This is a genomic window from Salmonella enterica subsp. diarizonae (assembly GCF_008692785.1).
GTDB lineage: Bacteria > Pseudomonadota > Gammaproteobacteria > Enterobacterales > Enterobacteriaceae > Salmonella > Salmonella diarizonae.
The window spans coordinates 60,347-76,723 of record NZ_VXJV01000012.1; the positions used below are offsets into that span (position 1 = coordinate 60,347).

Below are 16,377 nucleotides of genomic sequence, written 5' to 3' on the forward strand. Positions count from 1 at the left end.
TATGAAAAAATTGTCAGGCGTTTTCCTTCTGCTGTTGGTTGTGCTGGGTATTGCCGCAGGCGTGGGGATGTGGAAGGTTCGCCATCTGGCGAACAGCACGTTACTTATTAAAGACGAGACTATCTTTACGCTCAAGGCGGGAACGGGACGGCTGGCGCTTGGCGACCAGCTTTATGATGAAAAAATCATTAATCGCCCTCGGGTATTGCAGTGGCTGCTGCGTGTTGAGCCTGAGTTATCGCACTTTAAAGCGGGAACCTACCGTTTTACGCCGGGTATGACCGTACGGGAGATGCTTGAGCTGCTGGAGAGCGGAAAAGAGGCGCAATTCCCGTTGCGGTTTGTGGAAGGGATGCGTCTTAGCGACTACCTCAAACAGTTACGAGAAGCGCCGTATATCCGCCATACGTTGCCGGATGATGATTACGCCACTGTCGCTCAGGCATTAAAGCTTGCGCACCCGGAATGGGTGGAGGGATGGTTCTGGCCCGATACCTGGATGTACACCGCCAACACCAGCGATGTCGCTATTCTCAAGCGAGCGCACCAAAAGATGGTGAAGGCTGTCGATACTGTCTGGAAAGGCCGGGCCGAGGGGCTGCCTTATAAAGATCAGAACCAACTGGTGACAATGGCCTCAATTATTGAAAAAGAGACGGCTGTCCCGGGAGAACGCGATCAGGTGGCATCGGTTTTTATTAATCGTCTGAGAATCGGTATGCGCCTTCAGACCGATCCCACCGTGATTTACGGGATGGGGGCGAGTTATAATGGTAAATTGTCGCGTGCGGATCTGGAAAAGCCGACGACTTATAACACGTATACCATAACCGGGCTGCCGCCAGGACCGATTGCATCGCCCAGCGAAGCGTCATTGCAAGCGGCGGCGCATCCGGCGAAAACGCCGTATCTCTATTTTGTCGCCGACGGTAAAGGCGGCCACACGTTTAACACCAATCTTGCCAGCCATAATCGGTCAGTGCAGGAGTACCTGAAAGTGCTTAAGGAAAAAAATGGGCAGTAATTATATCGTCATCGAGGGCCTGGAAGGCGCCGGAAAAACCACTGCGCGCGACGTGGTGGTGGAGACCCTTGAGCAACTGGGTATTCGCAATATGATTTTTACCCGCGAACCGGGCGGTACGCAGCTTGCCGAAAAACTAAGAAGTCTGGTGCTGGATATCCGATCGGTAGGTGACGAAGTGATTACCGATAAAGCGGAAGTGCTGATGTTTTACGCTGCTCGCGTACAGCTCGTCGAAACGGTAATCAAACCCGCGCTGGCGCAAGGCGTATGGGTGATCGGCGATCGCCACGATCTTTCGACCCAGGCGTATCAGGGAGGAGGGCGCGGCATCGATCAAACCATGCTGGCGACGCTACGCGATGCCGTGCTGGGCGATTTTCGTCCTGACCTGACGCTGTATCTGGATGTCACGCCGGAAGTCGGGCTAAAACGCGCCAGAGCGCGCGGCGATTTGGATCGCATTGAGCAGGAATCTTTTGATTTTTTTAACCGGACCCGCGCGCGCTATCTGGAACTGGCGGCGCAAGACTCGCGTATCCGCACGATTGACGCGACCCAGCCGCTGGATGCCGTCATGCGCGACATTCGCGCCACGGTGACGAAGTGGGTGCAGGAGCAAGCGGCATGAAATGGTATCCATGGTTACGGCCCGCCTATGAAAAACTGGTAGAAAGTTACCAGGCGGGGCGTGGGCACCATGCGCTACTGATTCAAGCCTTAGCTGGCATGGGAGACGAGGCGCTGAGCTATGCGCTGAGCCGTTATCTGTTATGCCAGCAGCCTGAGGGCCACAAAAGCTGTGGGCATTGCCGTGGCTGTCAGCTTATGCAGGCTGGCACGCATCCGGACTATTACACGCTGACGCCGGATAAAGGAAAAAGCAGCCTCGGCGTAGATGCGGTACGCGAGGTTAGCGAGAAATTGTACGAGCACTCCCGTCTGGGCGGCGCGAAGGTGGTGTGGATTGCGGATGCGGCGTTATTAACCGACGCCGCCGCCAATGCGTTGCTAAAAACGCTGGAAGAGCCGCCGGAGCAAACCTGGTTTTTCCTTGCCAGCCCGGAGCCGGCTCGTCTGTTGGCGACATTACGTAGCCGCTGTCGGCTGCATCATCTGGCGCCGCCGTCCGAATCTTATGCGATGTCATGGTTGTCACGAGAAGTGACATCGTCACAAGAAGCATTACTCGCGGCGTTGCGCCTGAGCGCGGGGTCGCCCGGCGCCGCGCTGGCGCTGTTGCAGTCTGAACGCTGGGCGCAGCGTGAGGCGCTGTGTCAGGCGTTAATGGACAGTTTGCATACGGGCGACTGGTATGCGTTATTAACGGCGCTCAATCATGAGCAAGCCCCGGCGCGCCTGCACTGGCTGGCTACGCTGCTGGTAGACGCGCTTAAACGTCAGCACGGCGCGTCGTATCTGGCCAATGTTGATACGGACGCGGTTGTTGCCGCGCTGGCGGGGCTGCTATCCCCGGCGCGTATTCAGGCAATCCTGAACGATGTTTGCCATTGTCGTGAACAATTACTTCATGTGACCGGATTAAACCGCGAACTGGTATTAACCGATCTCATTCTCCGCATCGAGCATTACCTGCAACCAGGCGCCCTGTTGCCTGTTCCTCATCTTTGAGAGAGACATCATGTTTTTAGTCGACTCACACTGCCATCTTGATGGCCTGGATTATCAATCTTTGCATAAGGACGTGGACGATGTGCTGGCGAAAGCCGCCGTGCGCGATGTGAAGTTCTGTTTAGCGGTGGCGACGACGCTGCCGGGGTATCGCCATATGCGCGAGCTGGTGGGCAAGCGCGATAACGTGGTTTTTTCCTGCGGCGTGCATCCGTTAAATCAGGATGAAGCGTATGACGTAGAAGCGCTGCGCCTCCTTGCCGCAGAAGACGATGTGGTGGCGATGGGTGAGACCGGGCTTGATTACTTTTACACGCCTGAGACCAAAGTACGCCAGCAGGCGTCTTTTATTCATCATATCCAGATTGGTCGTGAATTGAAAAAACCGGTGATTGTGCATACTCGCGACGCGCGTGCCGATACGCTGGCTATCCTGCGCGAAGAAAAGGTGACGGATTGCGGCGGCGTACTACACTGTTTTACAGAAGACAGAGAAACGGCCGGCAAATTGCTGGATCTGGGATTTTATATCTCTTTTTCCGGCATCGTAACGTTCCGTAATGCCGAACAACTGCGTGATGCGGCGCGTTATGTGCCGCTGGATCGTTTATTAGTAGAGACCGATTCTCCTTATCTGGCTCCGGTGCCGCATCGCGGTAAAGAGAACCAGCCTGCGATGGTACGCGACGTCGCAGAATATATGGCGGTATTGAAAGGGGTTGCCGTTGAAGAACTGGCGCAGATCACCACCGATAACTTTGCTCGCTTGTTCCATATCGACGCGTCTCGCCTGTCATCTATCCGTTAAACGAGTTTTTTTAAAGCTCGTAATTAATAAGTAATACGCGTAAAGTTCACCGCCACAAAATGGGCGGTGAACGAGCTTATAGAAACATTCAGAAACCTATTTTGTCAGAATGTGATACTTTTTAGGCTATCTGGCGCTGAAACGTGATAGCCGTCAAACAAAATCAGACGTATTTATTTTACTCTGTGTAATAAATAAAAGGGCACTTAGATGTCCTGTCCACGGCGGGGTTCTCCCCCCTCGCCAATGCGTGAGAACGTAGAAAAGCACAAATACTCAGGAGCACTCTCAATTATGTTTAAGAATGCATTTGCTAACCTGCAAAAGGTCGGTAAATCGCTGATGCTGCCGGTATCCGTACTCCCTATCGCAGGTATCCTGCTGGGTGTCGGTTCCGCTAACTTCAGCTGGCTGCCAGCCGTTGTATCGCACGTTATGGCGGAAGCGGGCGGATCTGTTTTTGCCAATATGCCGCTGATTTTTGCTATCGGCGTGGCATTAGGCTTCACCAACAACGACGGCGTTTCGGCTCTGGCTGCGGTAGTGGCGTATGGCATCATGGTGAAAACCATGGCTGTGGTTGCGCCGCTGGTTCTGCATTTACCTGCTGAAGAGATCGCCGCAAAACACCTTGCTGATACGGGTGTGCTTGGCGGTATTATCTCCGGTGCGATCGCAGCGTATATGTTTAACCGCTTCTACCGTATCAAACTGCCTGAGTATCTGGGCTTCTTTGCGGGTAAGCGCTTCGTGCCGATCATTTCGGGTCTGGCCGCTATTTTTACCGGTGTAGTGCTGTCTTTCGTATGGCCGCCAATCGGTACAGCTATCCAGGCGTTCTCGCAGTGGGCGGCTTACCAGAATCCGGTTGTGGCGTTTGGTATTTACGGTTTCATCGAGCGCTGTCTGGTGCCGTTTGGTCTGCACCATATCTGGAACGTTCCTTTCCAGATGCAGATCGGTGAGTACACTAACGCAGCGGGTCAGGTATTCCACGGCGACATTCCGCGCTATATGGCGGGTGACCCGACGGCGGGTATGCTATCCGGCGGTTTCCTGTTCAAAATGTACGGTCTGCCGGCGGCGGCCATTGCCATCTGGCACTCTGCTAAACCGGAAAACCGCGCGAAAGTGGGCGGTATCATGATTTCCGCCGCGCTGACCTCGTTTTTGACCGGTATCACCGAGCCTATCGAGTTCTCCTTCATGTTCGTGGCGCCGATCCTGTACATTATTCACGCGATTCTGGCAGGTCTGGCATTCCCGATCTGTATTCTGCTGGGGATGCGTGACGGTACCTCATTCTCCCATGGTCTGATCGACTTTATCGTGCTGTCCGGCAACAGCAGCAAATTGTGGCTGTTCCCGATTGTTGGTGCCGGTTATGCGATTGTGTACTACACCGTTTTCCGCGTGCTGATTAAAGCGTTGGATCTGAAAACGCCGGGTCGTGAAGACTCCACTGATGATGCAAAAGCGGGCGCGACCAGCGAAATGGCACCAGCTCTGGTGGCGGCGTTTGGCGGTAAAGAGAACATTACCAACCTGGATGCCTGTATCACGCGTCTGCGCGTGAGCGTGGCCGATGTAGCGAAAGTGGATCAGGCTGGCCTGAAGAAACTGGGCGCGGCGGGCGTTGTGGTCGCAGGTTCCGGCGTTCAGGCTATTTTCGGTACGAAATCCGATAACCTGAAAACGGAAATGGATGAGTACATCCGTAACAGCTAAGCAGTAATGATGTTGGGGAGAACTAAGGCAGCCATTCGGCTGCCTTTTTTAATGGCGTTTTACATTGCCTGATGGCGCTGCGTTTATCAGGCCTACAGGGGGAGACCGGATAAGGCATTTATGTCGCCATCCGGCAGTCTGTCAGAACTGATAATTGGCGGTGAGGCTCACGTTACGCGGCGCGCCGTAAACAATGGAACCATCAATATTGGTGTCGTAGGTTTTATCGAACAGGTTGTTAATGTTTCCCTGTACGGAGAAATTTTTCGTCACCTGATAGCGGGTAAACAGATCGACCAGCGCATAGCTGCCCTGTTCGGCGCGGAAAGTGCCATACGGCGTAGTGGTTTCTTTGTAAACCCGATTCTGCCAGTTCACGCCGCCGCCGACGGTCAGTTCCGGCATCACCGGCAGACGATAGCGGGTGAATAACTTCACGCTGGTGCGCGGCAAATTAGGGTTCACGGCGTTACCTTCGTTGTCCTCGGCTATATAACGGGTGGCCCCAAAAGTCATCTGCCAGTTATCGGTGATTGCGCCGTTCACTTCAAATTCGACGCCTTTGCTCACCGTTCCGTCAGTAGGTTTCCAGGCGAACTCCCCGTTACTGCCAGGAATGGGAATAGTGGTCGCCTGAGCGACATTATCCTGCTCAATGCGGAACACAGACAACGTAGTGGTGAGACGACTGTTCATCCAGTCGGATTTCAGTCCCGCTTCATAGTTGTTACCGGTAATCGGAGCCAGATATTGGCCCGCTTTGTCGCGTTTATTCTGCGGCTGAAAGATAGAGGTATAACTGGCATAAGCGGACCAGTTGTCGTTGATATCATAAATCAGCCCGGCATACGGCGTGGTATGGTTTTTCTCCATGCTGTAGGTCAGAGTATCAACACGCCAGTTGGTATAGCGAGCGCCAAGAATCAGATGCAGCGGGTCGGTCAGTGAAATGCGCGTGGCGGCATACAGCGATTTCATATGCGTGGTATCGTCCTGCGCCAGATTTTGTGGCGCCCAGTTGGTTTGCGGGAAATTACCATTAAAGGCGCTGAAGTTGCCAATGTCGTCCGGGAAGACGTTCGCCCAGGCGCTGAAATAGCGGTTATTTTGCTTACTATAACTCCCGCCAAACATCATGTTGTGCTGACGGTCAAACAGCTCATAAGCGCCATCGGCAAAGAGATCTATGGCATCTACTTTGCGCTTGCCGCTGTTCCAGCCAGTACCGCCGACCACGGGGTAGCTTGCGCCGTAAGGACTCGCCAGAGCGCCTGTCTCTTTATCCACTAAGGCATCAATATACATCATCTTACTGTCGAACTTGACCTCGGTATGGGTCGCATTCAGGGTCGCCTGCCAGCTTTCGGCAAAACGCTGCTTAAGCGTGACGAAGAATTTATTAATCTCTTTGTTATTATAAGCCCAGTCCGGGGCGGTACTGCGCGCGCGGTCATAGCTGTTTTTGCTGCCATCGGTGTTCCAGCGCGGCAGACCGCCCCAGGTTGGACTGTTGACATCAATTTTTTGATATTCATAACCGGCTGAAAGGCCAGTGGTTGCCCCCAGATCGGCATCGACAATTCCGGAAAAGAACGTTTTCTCACTGTTATAGCGGTCCAGCCAGGAATCATTATTCTGATAACCCGCCACGATGCGCCCACGGACGTTGCCGTCTGGGGTGAGCGGACTTTGCAAATCCATGACGTAACGCTGCTTATTCCAGCTACCGTATTCTGTTGAGATGTTACCTTTGAATTCCCGACTGGTGGCATGTTTACGGATCATATTGATCGAAGCGGAGGGATTACCGGTTCCGGTCATCAGCCCATTCGCTCCGCGAACCACCTCCACGCGCTCATACAGCGCGGTATCCGTTAGCGCATCGCCAAGATTCCAGCGGGACTCAAAATACGTTGGAATACCGTCAACCATATAGTTATCAATTTCAAACCCGCGGGAGTAATAGCTGATGCGATCGGAGTCGGCCTGGCTTCCGCTGATCCCCAGCGTATTGGTCATTACCTCGCCCAGGGTCTGCAACTGCTGGTCTTCCATACGTTGCTGGCTGACAATACTGACCGACTGTGGAATATCGCGTTGTGTCATCGGCATTTTGGTGCCCGCTGCGGTCGTTTTCACGCTGTAATCCTGTTCTTCGCGGTTTACGGCGTCAATGGTCGTCGCGCCCTCGACAATAACAGTATCCTCAGCCGCGAAGGCGGCAGGCATAAACGCCATCGCAATACCCATGGCTAACAACGATGGTGCGGCGGTAGACTGAATGTGTTTATCCCGGCGGTATTGAGTGAAAGACATCTGAAAATCCTTGCTTGTTATTGGAGTAAGTTCAGGACGTAAAACGTTGAACCTTTTCATTCTTTGTCAATTAATGCGCATAAAAATGCAAATGAGAAATATACGCATTTGTATTAAGTGTGTAAAACGGTATAAACCGTGAAACTGAAAATATTTTTTAAGCGTACGAAGGCGTCATGGCAGGGGGATATGGCGGCAAGTCCGGCATGTAGGCATTTTTCGCTTAATAAATCGTGGGTTAAAGTTGAAAGAGCGTCGGTAACTCGCTCATACTCTATACTCGCAGTATGGCTCGGCGTAGCATGTGCGCCGCAAGGGCTATTATGAAAAAGGAAAACGTCGTGGCAGAAGAAACTATATTCAGCAAAATTATTCGTCGTGAAATCCCTTCGGATATCGTTTATCAGGACGATCTGGTCACCGCATTTCGCGATATTTCACCGCAGGCGCCTACGCATATTCTGATTATTCCTAATATCCTGATCCCAACCGTCAATGACGCGACGGCGGAACATGAACAGGCGTTAGGTCGGATGATCACCGTGGCGGCGAAAATCGCCGAACAGGAAGGCATTGCCGAAGATGGGTATCGTTTAATCATGAATACCAACCGTCATGGGGGCCAGGAGGTCTATCATATCCATATGCATCTGCTGGGCGGTCGCCCGCTTGGTCCGATGCTAGCGCATAAAGGCTTGTAAGTATGATCAAAGGATGCATCGCGGTTTCTCTGGGCTTGCTGCTGCTTACCGGCTGCCGGTCACACCCTGAAATTCCGGTAAGCGACGCGCAGTCGCTGGTGATGGAGTCCACGGTTCTGGCGGCGGGCGTCACCGCCGAGCAGCCTGAACTGACGGCGTCTGATATCCACCCATCAGCCTCTTCACGCGTCTATAACGAAAGGCAAGAGCCCATTACCGTTCATTATCGGTTCTACTGGTATGACGCACGGGGGCTGGAGATGCATCCGCTGGAGGCGCCGCGTAGCGTAACCATACCCGCGCGTTCGTCGGTAACGCTATTTGGCAGCGCCAATTATCTGGGGGCGCACAAGGTCAGGCTTTATCTTTATTTGTGAGGAGTGAACTTTGATGACAAAAATGCATCGCTACGCCGCAATCGCAGCGCTGGCGATATTTCTCTCCGGGTGTATGGCGCAACGCGAGCCTGCGCCAGTTGAAGAGGTCAAACCAGCGCCAGAACAACCTGCACAGCCGCCGCAGCCTCCTGTTGTGCCGTCTGTACCGACGATTCCCCAGCAACCGGGGCCGATCGAACATGAAGATCAAACGGGCCAGCCAGCGCCTAAGGTGCGCCACTATGACTGGAACGGCGCGATGCAACCGCTGGTCAGCAAAATGTTGCAGGCTGATGGCGTGACGGCCGGAAGCGTATTGCTTGTCGACAGCGTGAATAACCGAACGAATGGGTCGTTAAATGCGAACGAGGCAACCGAAACATTACGTCATGCGCTGGCTAACAATGGTAAATTTACGCTGGTCTCCGTACAGCAACTCTCGATGGCAAAACAGCAGTTAGGGTTGTCTCCGCAGGATAGTCTGGGAACACGCAGTAAAGCGATCGGTATCGCGCGCAATGTCGGGGCGCAATATGTGCTCTACTCCAGCGCATCCGGTAATGTTAACGCGCCTGCATTACAGATGCAGTTAATGCTGGTGCAAACTGGCGAGATAATCTGGTCAGGTAAAGGTGCGGTCCAACAACAATAATTCCTTAACGCGCGACGAGATCCTGTCGCGCTATTTTCCACAGTATCGTCCCGTCGCCGCCGTATCGCAGGGGCTAAGCGGCGGGAGCTGTATTATTGCCCACGATACGCATCGTATCGTCTTGCGCCGTCATCACGATCCTGACGCTCCACAAGCCCATTTTTTACGTCATTACCGCGCCTTATCCCGGTTGCCGGTCAGTCTTGCGCCGCGAGCGCTTTTTTATACGTCAGGCTGGATGGCGGTAGAATATCTGCATGGCGCGGTAAATTCCGCTCTGCCGGATGCCGACGAGCTGGCGGCCTTACTGTATCATTTGCATCAACAGCCGCGTTTTGGCTGGCGTATCGCGCTATCGCCACTGCTGGCGCAGTACTGGGTGTGTTGCGATCCGGCGAGGCGTACACCGTTTTGGTTGCGGCGGCTCAAACAGTTGCAAAAAAACGGTGAACCCCGCCCGCTGCGGCTTGCGCCTGTGCATATGGATGTCCATGGCGACAATATAGTATTAACGCCCGCCGGACTGAGACTGATTGACTGGGAGTATGCCGGCGACGGCGATATTGCGCTGGAGCTGGCGGCGGTATGGGTTGAGGATGAACGGCAGCACCGACAACTGGCAAACGCTTATGCCGCGCGCGCGCGAATCGACGCGCGGCAGCTATGGCGGCAGATACGGTTATGGCAACCCTGGGTTATTATGCTGAAAGCAGGATGGTTCGAATACCGCTGGCGGCAAACCGGCGAGCAACAATTTATCAGGCTGGCCGATGAAACCTGGCGCCAGCTACGTATGAAAGGATGAGGAGAGCAGTGTGGGCCCAGTAATGTTGGATGTCGAAGGATTTGAGCTGGATGCGGAAGAGCGTGAGATACTGGCGCATCCGCGGGTTGGTGGGCTTATTCTGTTCACGCGTAATTACCATGACCCGGAACAGTTGCGCGAATTAGTGCGCCAGATTCGGGCGGCATCGCGTAACCATCTGGTGGTGGCCGTCGATCAGGAAGGCGGTCGCGTACAGCGTTTCCGCGAAGAATTTACCCGCCTGCCTGCGGCGCAATCTTTTTTTGCGCTACATGGGCTGGAAGAGGGGGGACGACTGGCGCAGGAGGCGGGGTGGTTGATGGCCAGCGAAATGATCGCGATGGATATTGATATCAGTTTTGCGCCAGTGCTGGACGTCGGGCATATCAGCGCGGCGATTGGCGAGCGCTCCTATCATGCCGATCCCGCAAAAGCGTTGGCAATGGCGACGCGCTTTATTGACGGCATGCATGATGCCGGGATGAAAACGACCGGTAAACATTTCCCCGGTCACGGCGCGGTCACGGCGGACTCCCACAAAGAGACGCCGTGCGATCCACGTTCTGAAACGGATATTCGCGGCAAAGATATGTCGGTGTTCCGCACGCTGATTAGCGAGAATAAGCTGGATGCGATTATGCCTGCCCACGTGATCTACCGCGCTGTCGATCCGCGTCCGGCAAGCGGTTCGCCGCACTGGCTGAAAACGGTGCTGCGTCAGGAGTTGGGCTTTGACGGCGTCATTTTCTCCGACGATCTGTCTATGGAGGGCGCGGCGATTATGGGCAGCTATGCTGAGCGCGCTCAGGCGTCGCTGGATGCGGGTTGCGATATGATTCTGGTCTGCAATAATCGTAAAGGCGCAGTCAGCGTGCTGGATAATCTGTCGCCGATCAAAGCAGAACGTGTTACACGTTTGTATCATAAAGGTTCATTTTCACGCCGGGAGCTCATGGACTCAGCGCGCTGGAAAACAGCCAGCGCCCAGCTCAACCAGTTACATGAACGCTGGCAGGAAGAAAAAGCAGGTCATTAACTCGAGTTTTCGTGAGGGTGCCAGATGATTATTTATTTACACGGTTTTGATTCAAATAGTCCGGGCAACCATGAGAAAGTGTTGCAATTACAGTTTATCGACCCGGATGTCCGGCTGGTAAGCTACAGTACGCGGCATCCTAAGCACGATATGCAGCATCTGCTGAAAGAAGTGGACAAAATGTTGCAGTTGAATGTGGACGATCGCCCTTTAATCTGTGGCGTGGGGCTGGGCGGTTACTGGGCGGAGCGGATTGGCTTTTTGTGCGATATCCGTCAGGTGGTCTTTAACCCGAACCTTTTCCCCTATGAAAACATGGAGGGGAAAATCGATCGCCCGGAAGAATATGCGGACATCGCCACAAAGTGCGTGACTAACTTTCGCGAAAAAAATCGCGATCGTTGTCTGGTGATCCTCTCGCGCCATGACGAAGCGCTGGACAGCCAACGATCATCGCAAGCGCTTCACCAGTATTATGAAATTGTGTGGGATGAGGAACAGACTCACAAATTTAAAAATATTTCGCCGCATTTGCAACGTATCAAAGCGTTTAAAACGCTGGGGTAACGCCATCCGGCATTATCGATAACGGGATAACCAGCCTTATGGCTGGTTTTTTTATGCTCAATTCTCGCAGGTTGTCTATCTTTTCAGCATGAAAACTTGATGCACATCAATTTTGGTATGACCAATGCACCGTTCATGCTATTCTCATATCAGAAGCCAATGTCCAATAACGTAACTTGTTGTTAATTAAAGGTTAAGGCAATAACTTTTAATTAACAATTGGTTAATAAATTTAAGGGGGTCACGTTGACTACACCATTAAAAAGGATCGTGATTGTCGGTGGCGGCGCTGGCGGGCTGGAAATGGCGACGCAGTTAGGCCATAAACTGGGGCGCAAGAAAAAAGCGAAAATCACGCTGGTAGACAGAAATCACAGCCACCTGTGGAAACCACTGCTGCACGAAGTGGCGACTGGCTCTCTGGACGAAGGCGTGGATGCGCTGAGCTATCTGGCTCATGCGCGTAATCATGGTTTCCAGTTCCAACTGGGGTCGGTGATGGATATTGATCGGCAAGCAAAAACCATCACCATTGCCGAGTTGCGTGATGAAAAGGGCGAACTGCTGGTGCCGGAGCGCAAAATCGCGTATGACACGCTGGTGATGGCGCTGGGCAGTACCTCTAATGATTTCAACACGCCGGGCGTGAAAGAGCACTGTATCTTCCTCGATAACCCGCATCAGGCGCGCCGTTTTCACCAGGAGATGCTGAACCTGTTCCTCAAATATTCGGCTAATCTGGGAGCGAACGGTAAGGTCAATATCGCCATCGTTGGCGGCGGTGCGACGGGGGTTGAGCTGTCGGCTGAACTGCATAATGCGGTAAAACAGCTACATAGCTATGGTTATAAGGGACTGACCAACGACGCGCTGAACGTGACGTTGGTTGAGGCTGGCGAGCGTATTCTGCCTGCGTTGCCGCCGCGTATCTCCAGCGCTGCGCATAATGAACTGACCAAACTGGGCGTTCGCGTGCTGACTCAAACTATGGTCACCAGCGCCGACGAAGGCGGTCTGCATACTAAAGAAGGCGAGTATATTCAGGCCGATCTGATGGTGTGGGCGGCGGGTATCAAAGCGCCAGATTTTATGAAAGAGATTGGCGGTCTGGAAACTAACCGCATTAACCAACTGGTGGTGGAACCGACGCTGCAAACCACGCGCGATCCTGATATTTATGCGATTGGCGACTGTGCTTCCTGCGCACGTCCGGAGGGAGGCTTTGTACCGCCTCGCGCTCAGGCGGCGCATCAGATGGCTACCTGCGCGATGAATAACATTCTGGCGCAGATGAATGGCAAGCCGCTGAAATCCTATCAGTATAAAGATCATGGATCGTTGGTCTCGCTGTCCAACTTCTCTACCGTTGGTAGTCTGATGGGGAACCTGACCCGCGGTTCAATGATGATTGAAGGACGTATCGCCCGCTTCGTGTATATCTCGTTATACCGTATGCACCAGATAGCATTGCATGGATACTTTAAAACCGGCCTGATGATGCTGGTGGGAAGTATTAACCGCGTCATTCGTCCGCGCCTGAAACTGCACTAATTTCTCTGCGGCTCACCGGTTGTTCGCACCGGTGAGCGCTTCTCCGTATCTTTCTTCGGAGTTGTCCGAATCCTTCAGATTTACCGTCTCATCCCACACTTTTCATCCTCATTCCGATTGGCTTTGTTCGCATACTGGTTGCAAAATTGTTACCAATAGCAACGAAGGAGGAACTCCCGTGAATAAATCAATGTTGGCGGGTATAGGGATTGGCGTAGCGGCTGCGCTGGGCGTGGCGGCAGTAGCCAGTCTCAACGTATTTGATCGTGGTCCGCAATATGCGCAGGTGATATCGGCTAAACCGATTAAAGAGACGGTAAAAACGCCGCGTCAGGAGTGCCGTAATGTCACCGTCACGCATCGCAGACCGGTCCAGGACGAAAACCGTATCGCCGGCTCAGTGCTTGGCGCAGTAGCAGGCGGCGTGATTGGACATCAATTTGGCGGCGGTCGTGGTAAAGATGTGGCGACGGTCGTCGGGGCGCTGGGCGGCGGTTATGCTGGCAACCAAATCCAGGGATCAATGCAGGAAAGTGATACTTACACTACCACGCAGCAACGCTGTAAGACGGTGTATGACAAATCTGAAAAGATGCTTGGCTACGACGTGACGTACAAAATTGGCGATCAGCAGGGCAAAATCCGCATGGATAAAGACCCCGGAACGCAAATTCCCCTCGACGGCAATGGCCAACTGGTTCTGAATAACAAAGCATAAAAAAGCTGTACTCTGCAAGTTAGCCCCTCATTCGCTCAGGCTGAGGGGCTTTTTTTATCCGAAACTGCGTCGTTCAGGGTTTGAGCAATTCAGGCCAGATGCGCAGAGTCGTGCGCGTGATTTGCATCAGTTGTTCGAAGGTGGCTCCTTCACGGGCGCTAATCGACATTCCCTGTAAAATACAGTTTATATATTCTGCGAGCGCCTGCGGGTTACAGTGCGCCGGAATTTCACCGCGCTCCTGGCGCTGACGCAGAAACTGAATGAGCGTCTGCTCTTGCATGGCGTGGCGTGATTTTACTGTACGGGCGATATTGTGCGAGGAGGCGGCCAGGGTGGCGGACGTATTAATCATAAAGCAGCCAGCCGGCGTGTCTGTGCTGGTAAAACAGGCAGCAATTTCTGTGAAATAATCTTCCAGCGCGCATTCCACGCTTTTCTCTTCGCAAAAGAGCTGGGCTTCGTGCTTTGAGGCAAAGCGAGTGATGTAGCGATCCAGGACAGCGCGAAATAATCCTTCTTTGTTAGTGAATTCCGCATAGAGAGTAGGCGCTTTCGCCCCGGTAGCCTCTACGAGATCGGCAAGCGAAGTTGCTTCATAGCCGTGTTGCCAGAAGAGGGTCATGGCCTTATCAAGCGCGGCTTCCCTGTCGAACACTTTTGGTCGGCCACGGCTTTTCTTCGCGCAACTCGTGGTATCCGTTGTCATGATGCCGTTGTACCTGTTTAAAGGGGGGATCTCTATTATAAAAACAAACGACTTCTGGCTCCAGCGTGTTCATTAGAAAAATAAATCAATTCTATTCACATGAAAAATAACATCTTTATAAATTATATAACGATCATTATAAAAAGAAATTGACGCGTGATGCAGATCACATCTATGATTAATTTATCGATCGTTAAGTTAATGCTTGCGACACTCATTCATCTGCTAAAGGTCATAACTATGAAAAACGTAAAAACCCTCATCGCTGCTGTGGTACTTGGTTCGCTCTCATTCGCCAGTTTCGCCGCCGTTGAAGTCCAGGCAACACCAGACGGTCAACAGAAGTTTGGTACCATTTCTGCGAATGGCGGCACAAATCTGGGATCGCTGGAAGATCAGCTGGCGCAGAAAGCGGAGGAGATGGGCGCGAAGTCTTTTCGTATTACCTCTGTCACCGGTCCGAATACCCTTCACGGTACGGCGGTAATCTACAAGTAAGCATTAACCCTCATTAATGTCACTGCGATTGCCACAATAAAAAGAAAAAGCCTCGCGATGTATCGCGAGGCTTTTTTGTCGGTCGGATAAGGCGGTTATGCCGCTATCCGGCGTAAACCAGCCTGATGGTGCTTTACTTATCCGGCCTATAAATACCGTAACGCTTACAGCGACTGCGGTTTTGTCTCCGGGTGACGGGTTACATCCACCGGCATTCCGGAACGCACTTCCATAACATGTTCCATCACCGCGGCGTCGGTCTGCGGCGCGTCCTTAAACGTCTGTATAGGGCCATTCAGCACAATCGGCAGCACCTGCGGATCGTCGCCTATATTTTTAGACAGCGGCTGATGAACCTCCACCAGTCGCACGCCGCCTGGCTCCACCGAGGCTTTAATCGGCGTATTGATAATATTCACTTTGGTTCCCGGCGTGACCTGACGGAACAACGTCTCTATATCACCGTCGCGCAGGCGGATACAGCCGGAACTGACGCGCATACCAATGCCAAAATCGGCATTAGTGCCATGTAACAGATAGACGCCGCCGTAGGCCGCTAAACGAATCGCGTGATGCCCCATCGGGTTATCGGGACCGGCAGGCACCACGGCGGGGAGATCGATGCCTTGCGCTTTATAGCGGGCGCGAATATTGGCGGTCGGCGTCCAGGTTGGATTGGCGCGTTTATCCGAAATGGTTGTCACCATCGTTGGCGTCAGGGTATCGCCGCCCAGTTGACCAATCCCGATAGGGTAGACCGTGACCGTATTTTTCCCCGGTTGATAATAATAAAGCCGTAATTCCGCGAGGTTAATGACGATACCTTCACGTGGCGCGTCCGGTAGCAGCGTTTGCAGCGGAATCGTCAGCACGCTGCCTGCGCGTGGCACGTAAGGATCAATGCCGGGGTTGGCCTGTAACAGGGCTAAAAAGCCCACGTTATATTTTTTGGCGATCGCCTCCAGCGAGCCGCCGTCGTCTTCGACGACATGGAATTTATTTTCCCCTACCAGTCGACTGCCGGGAGGCGGAAGAGGCCACGTATTCGCCTGCGCGGGAAGAGCAAGCATGATGGTCGCGGTAAGCGCAAGCAACGCCCACCAGCGAGAGAGTCGCGTATTTTCGAACATTATAATAAGCCCATGATTATTATGTGGTTATTTTTATAAAAGAGGAAATAAGAATTATGGCGGCTGGCTGTGTCTGGAACTGCAGGGAAGTGCAAAGAATTTGTAAAGATTAGGCCGGACGCAGG

17 protein-coding genes are annotated in these 16,377 nt (G+C 53.0%); 14 read left to right on the forward strand and 3 right to left on the reverse strand.

Annotated elements, in window-relative coordinates; genetic code table 11:
* Position 1: 1 nt before the first annotated feature.
* From yceG to ptsG, 5 genes are all read left to right on the forward strand, one after another.
* A complete protein-coding gene (gene yceG, locus F4V72_RS21270) occupies positions 2–1,024 on the forward strand; it encodes a cell division protein YceG (protein WP_053509517.1) in 1,023 nt (340 codons plus the stop codon).
* Positions 1,014–1,655: a dTMP kinase gene (gene tmk / locus F4V72_RS21275; protein WP_000535399.1), complete on the forward strand. Its 642-nt coding sequence runs from the start codon at positions 1,014–1,016 to the stop codon at positions 1,653–1,655. The genes yceG and tmk overlap by 11 nt, the downstream gene beginning before the upstream one ends.
* Positions 1,652–2,656, forward strand: coding sequence for a DNA polymerase III subunit delta' (gene holB / locus F4V72_RS21280; RefSeq protein ID WP_023248237.1), 1,005 nt, complete (start codon positions 1,652–1,654; stop codon positions 2,654–2,656). Before tmk ends, holB begins: the two co-directional genes overlap by 4 nt.
* A 10-nt stretch (positions 2,657–2,666) precedes the next feature.
* Positions 2,667–3,464 carry a metal-dependent hydrolase gene (locus F4V72_RS21285; RefSeq protein ID WP_063390355.1) on the forward strand — a complete coding sequence of 266 codons (798 nt, stop codon included), beginning with the start codon at positions 2,667–2,669 and terminating at the stop codon, positions 3,462–3,464.
* A gap of 294 nt (positions 3,465–3,758) precedes the next feature.
* Positions 3,759–5,192 (forward strand): PTS glucose transporter subunit IIBC, encoded by a 1,434-nt coding sequence (ptsG, locus tag F4V72_RS21290; RefSeq protein WP_023184882.1) that lies wholly within the window; start codon positions 3,759–3,761, stop codon positions 5,190–5,192.
* Positions 5,193–5,333: 141 nt separating this feature from the next.
* Here the strand turns inward: ptsG and fhuE are convergent, their stop codons facing one another.
* On the reverse strand, positions 5,334–7,508 hold the full coding sequence (fhuE, locus tag F4V72_RS21295) for a ferric-rhodotorulic acid/ferric-coprogen receptor FhuE (RefSeq protein ID WP_070802692.1): 2,175 nt from the start codon (positions 7,506–7,508) through the stop codon (positions 5,334–5,336).
* A 341-nt stretch (positions 7,509–7,849) separates the two neighbouring features.
* Between fhuE and hinT the strand changes: the two genes are divergently transcribed.
* The 8 genes from hinT to F4V72_RS21335 all read left to right on the forward strand — a co-directional run bounded on the left by hinT (position 7,850) and on the right by F4V72_RS21335 (position 13,915).
* Positions 7,850–8,209 carry a purine nucleoside phosphoramidase gene (hinT, locus tag F4V72_RS21300; RefSeq protein ID WP_023248240.1) on the forward strand — a complete coding sequence of 120 codons (360 nt, stop codon included), beginning with the start codon at positions 7,850–7,852 and terminating at the stop codon, positions 8,207–8,209.
* A 2-nt stretch (positions 8,210–8,211) separates the two neighbouring features.
* Entirely contained in the window at positions 8,212–8,586 is a 375-nt protein-coding gene (locus F4V72_RS21305) for a YcfL family protein (RefSeq protein ID WP_023248241.1), read from the forward strand.
* Positions 8,587–8,599: 13 nt separating this feature from the next.
* On the forward strand, positions 8,600–9,238 hold the full coding sequence (lpoB, locus tag F4V72_RS21310; protein ID WP_023248242.1) for a penicillin-binding protein activator LpoB: 639 nt from the start codon (positions 8,600–8,602) through the stop codon (positions 9,236–9,238).
* Positions 9,219–10,043, forward strand: a complete 825-nt coding sequence (gene thiK / locus F4V72_RS21315; protein WP_053529966.1) for a thiamine kinase — start codon at positions 9,219–9,221, stop codon at positions 10,041–10,043. The genes lpoB and thiK overlap by 20 nt, the downstream gene beginning before the upstream one ends.
* Before the next feature lie 10 nt (positions 10,044–10,053).
* Positions 10,054–11,079, forward strand: a complete 1,026-nt coding sequence (nagZ, locus tag F4V72_RS21320; protein ID WP_023248244.1) for a beta-N-acetylhexosaminidase — start codon at positions 10,054–10,056, stop codon at positions 11,077–11,079.
* Positions 11,080–11,103: 24 nt separating this feature from the next.
* Positions 11,104–11,646 (forward strand): alpha/beta hydrolase YcfP, encoded by a 543-nt coding sequence (gene ycfP, locus F4V72_RS21325; RefSeq protein ID WP_023248245.1) that lies wholly within the window; start codon positions 11,104–11,106, stop codon positions 11,644–11,646.
* Positions 11,647–11,892: 246 nt separating this feature from the next.
* Positions 11,893–13,197 carry an NADH-quinone dehydrogenase gene (gene ndh, locus F4V72_RS21330; RefSeq protein WP_023248246.1) on the forward strand — a complete coding sequence of 435 codons (1,305 nt, stop codon included), beginning with the start codon at positions 11,893–11,895 and terminating at the stop codon, positions 13,195–13,197.
* 178 nt (positions 13,198–13,375) lie between these two features.
* Positions 13,376–13,915 carry a glycine zipper 2TM domain-containing protein gene (locus F4V72_RS21335; protein ID WP_001043449.1) on the forward strand — a complete coding sequence of 180 codons (540 nt, stop codon included), beginning with the start codon at positions 13,376–13,378 and terminating at the stop codon, positions 13,913–13,915.
* Between the two features lie 73 nt (positions 13,916–13,988).
* On the opposite strand, the gene F4V72_RS21340 is transcribed toward F4V72_RS21335, so the two are convergent.
* On the reverse strand, positions 13,989–14,624 hold the full coding sequence (locus F4V72_RS21340; RefSeq protein WP_114048753.1) for a TetR/AcrR family transcriptional regulator: 636 nt from the start codon (positions 14,622–14,624) through the stop codon (positions 13,989–13,991).
* 240 nt (positions 14,625–14,864) lie between these two features.
* On the opposite strand from F4V72_RS21340, the gene bhsA reads away from it, so the two are divergent.
* Positions 14,865–15,122, forward strand: a complete 258-nt coding sequence (gene bhsA, locus F4V72_RS21345; RefSeq protein WP_023248248.1) for a multiple stress resistance protein BhsA — start codon at positions 14,865–14,867, stop codon at positions 15,120–15,122.
* A gap of 164 nt (positions 15,123–15,286) precedes the next feature.
* On the opposite strand, the gene ldtC is transcribed toward bhsA, so the two are convergent.
* Positions 15,287–16,252 (reverse strand): L,D-transpeptidase LdtC, encoded by a 966-nt coding sequence (gene ldtC, locus F4V72_RS21350; RefSeq protein ID WP_023248249.1) that lies wholly within the window; start codon positions 16,250–16,252, stop codon positions 15,287–15,289.
* Positions 16,253–16,377: the final 125 nt, after the last annotated feature.

Coding starts and splice junctions, on each gene's coding strand:
- tmk (WP_000535399.1), top strand. CDS start 1,014: ATGGGCAGTAATTATATCGTCATCGAGGGCCTGGAAGGCGCCGGAAAA.
- lpoB (WP_023248242.1), top strand. CDS start 8,600: ATGACAAAAATGCATCGCTACGCCGCAATCGCAGCGCTGGCGATATTT.
- bhsA (WP_023248248.1), top strand. CDS start 14,865: ATGAAAAACGTAAAAACCCTCATCGCTGCTGTGGTACTTGGTTCGCTC.
- F4V72_RS21340 (WP_114048753.1), bottom strand. CDS start 14,624: ATGACAACGGATACCACGAGTTGCGCGAAGAAAAGCCGTGGCCGACCA.
- F4V72_RS21285 (WP_063390355.1), top strand. CDS start 2,667: ATGTTTTTAGTCGACTCACACTGCCATCTTGATGGCCTGGATTATCAA.
- ldtC (WP_023248249.1), bottom strand. CDS start 16,252: ATGTTCGAAAATACGCGACTCTCTCGCTGGTGGGCGTTGCTTGCGCTT.
- yceG (WP_053509517.1), top strand. CDS start 2: ATGAAAAAATTGTCAGGCGTTTTCCTTCTGCTGTTGGTTGTGCTGGGT.
- F4V72_RS21305 (WP_023248241.1), top strand. CDS start 8,212: ATGATCAAAGGATGCATCGCGGTTTCTCTGGGCTTGCTGCTGCTTACC.
- holB (WP_023248237.1), top strand. CDS start 1,652: ATGAAATGGTATCCATGGTTACGGCCCGCCTATGAAAAACTGGTAGAA.
- fhuE (WP_070802692.1), bottom strand. CDS start 7,508: ATGTCTTTCACTCAATACCGCCGGGATAAACACATTCAGTCTACCGCC.
- ptsG (WP_023184882.1), top strand. CDS start 3,759: ATGTTTAAGAATGCATTTGCTAACCTGCAAAAGGTCGGTAAATCGCTG.
- ycfP (WP_023248245.1), top strand. CDS start 11,104: ATGATTATTTATTTACACGGTTTTGATTCAAATAGTCCGGGCAACCAT.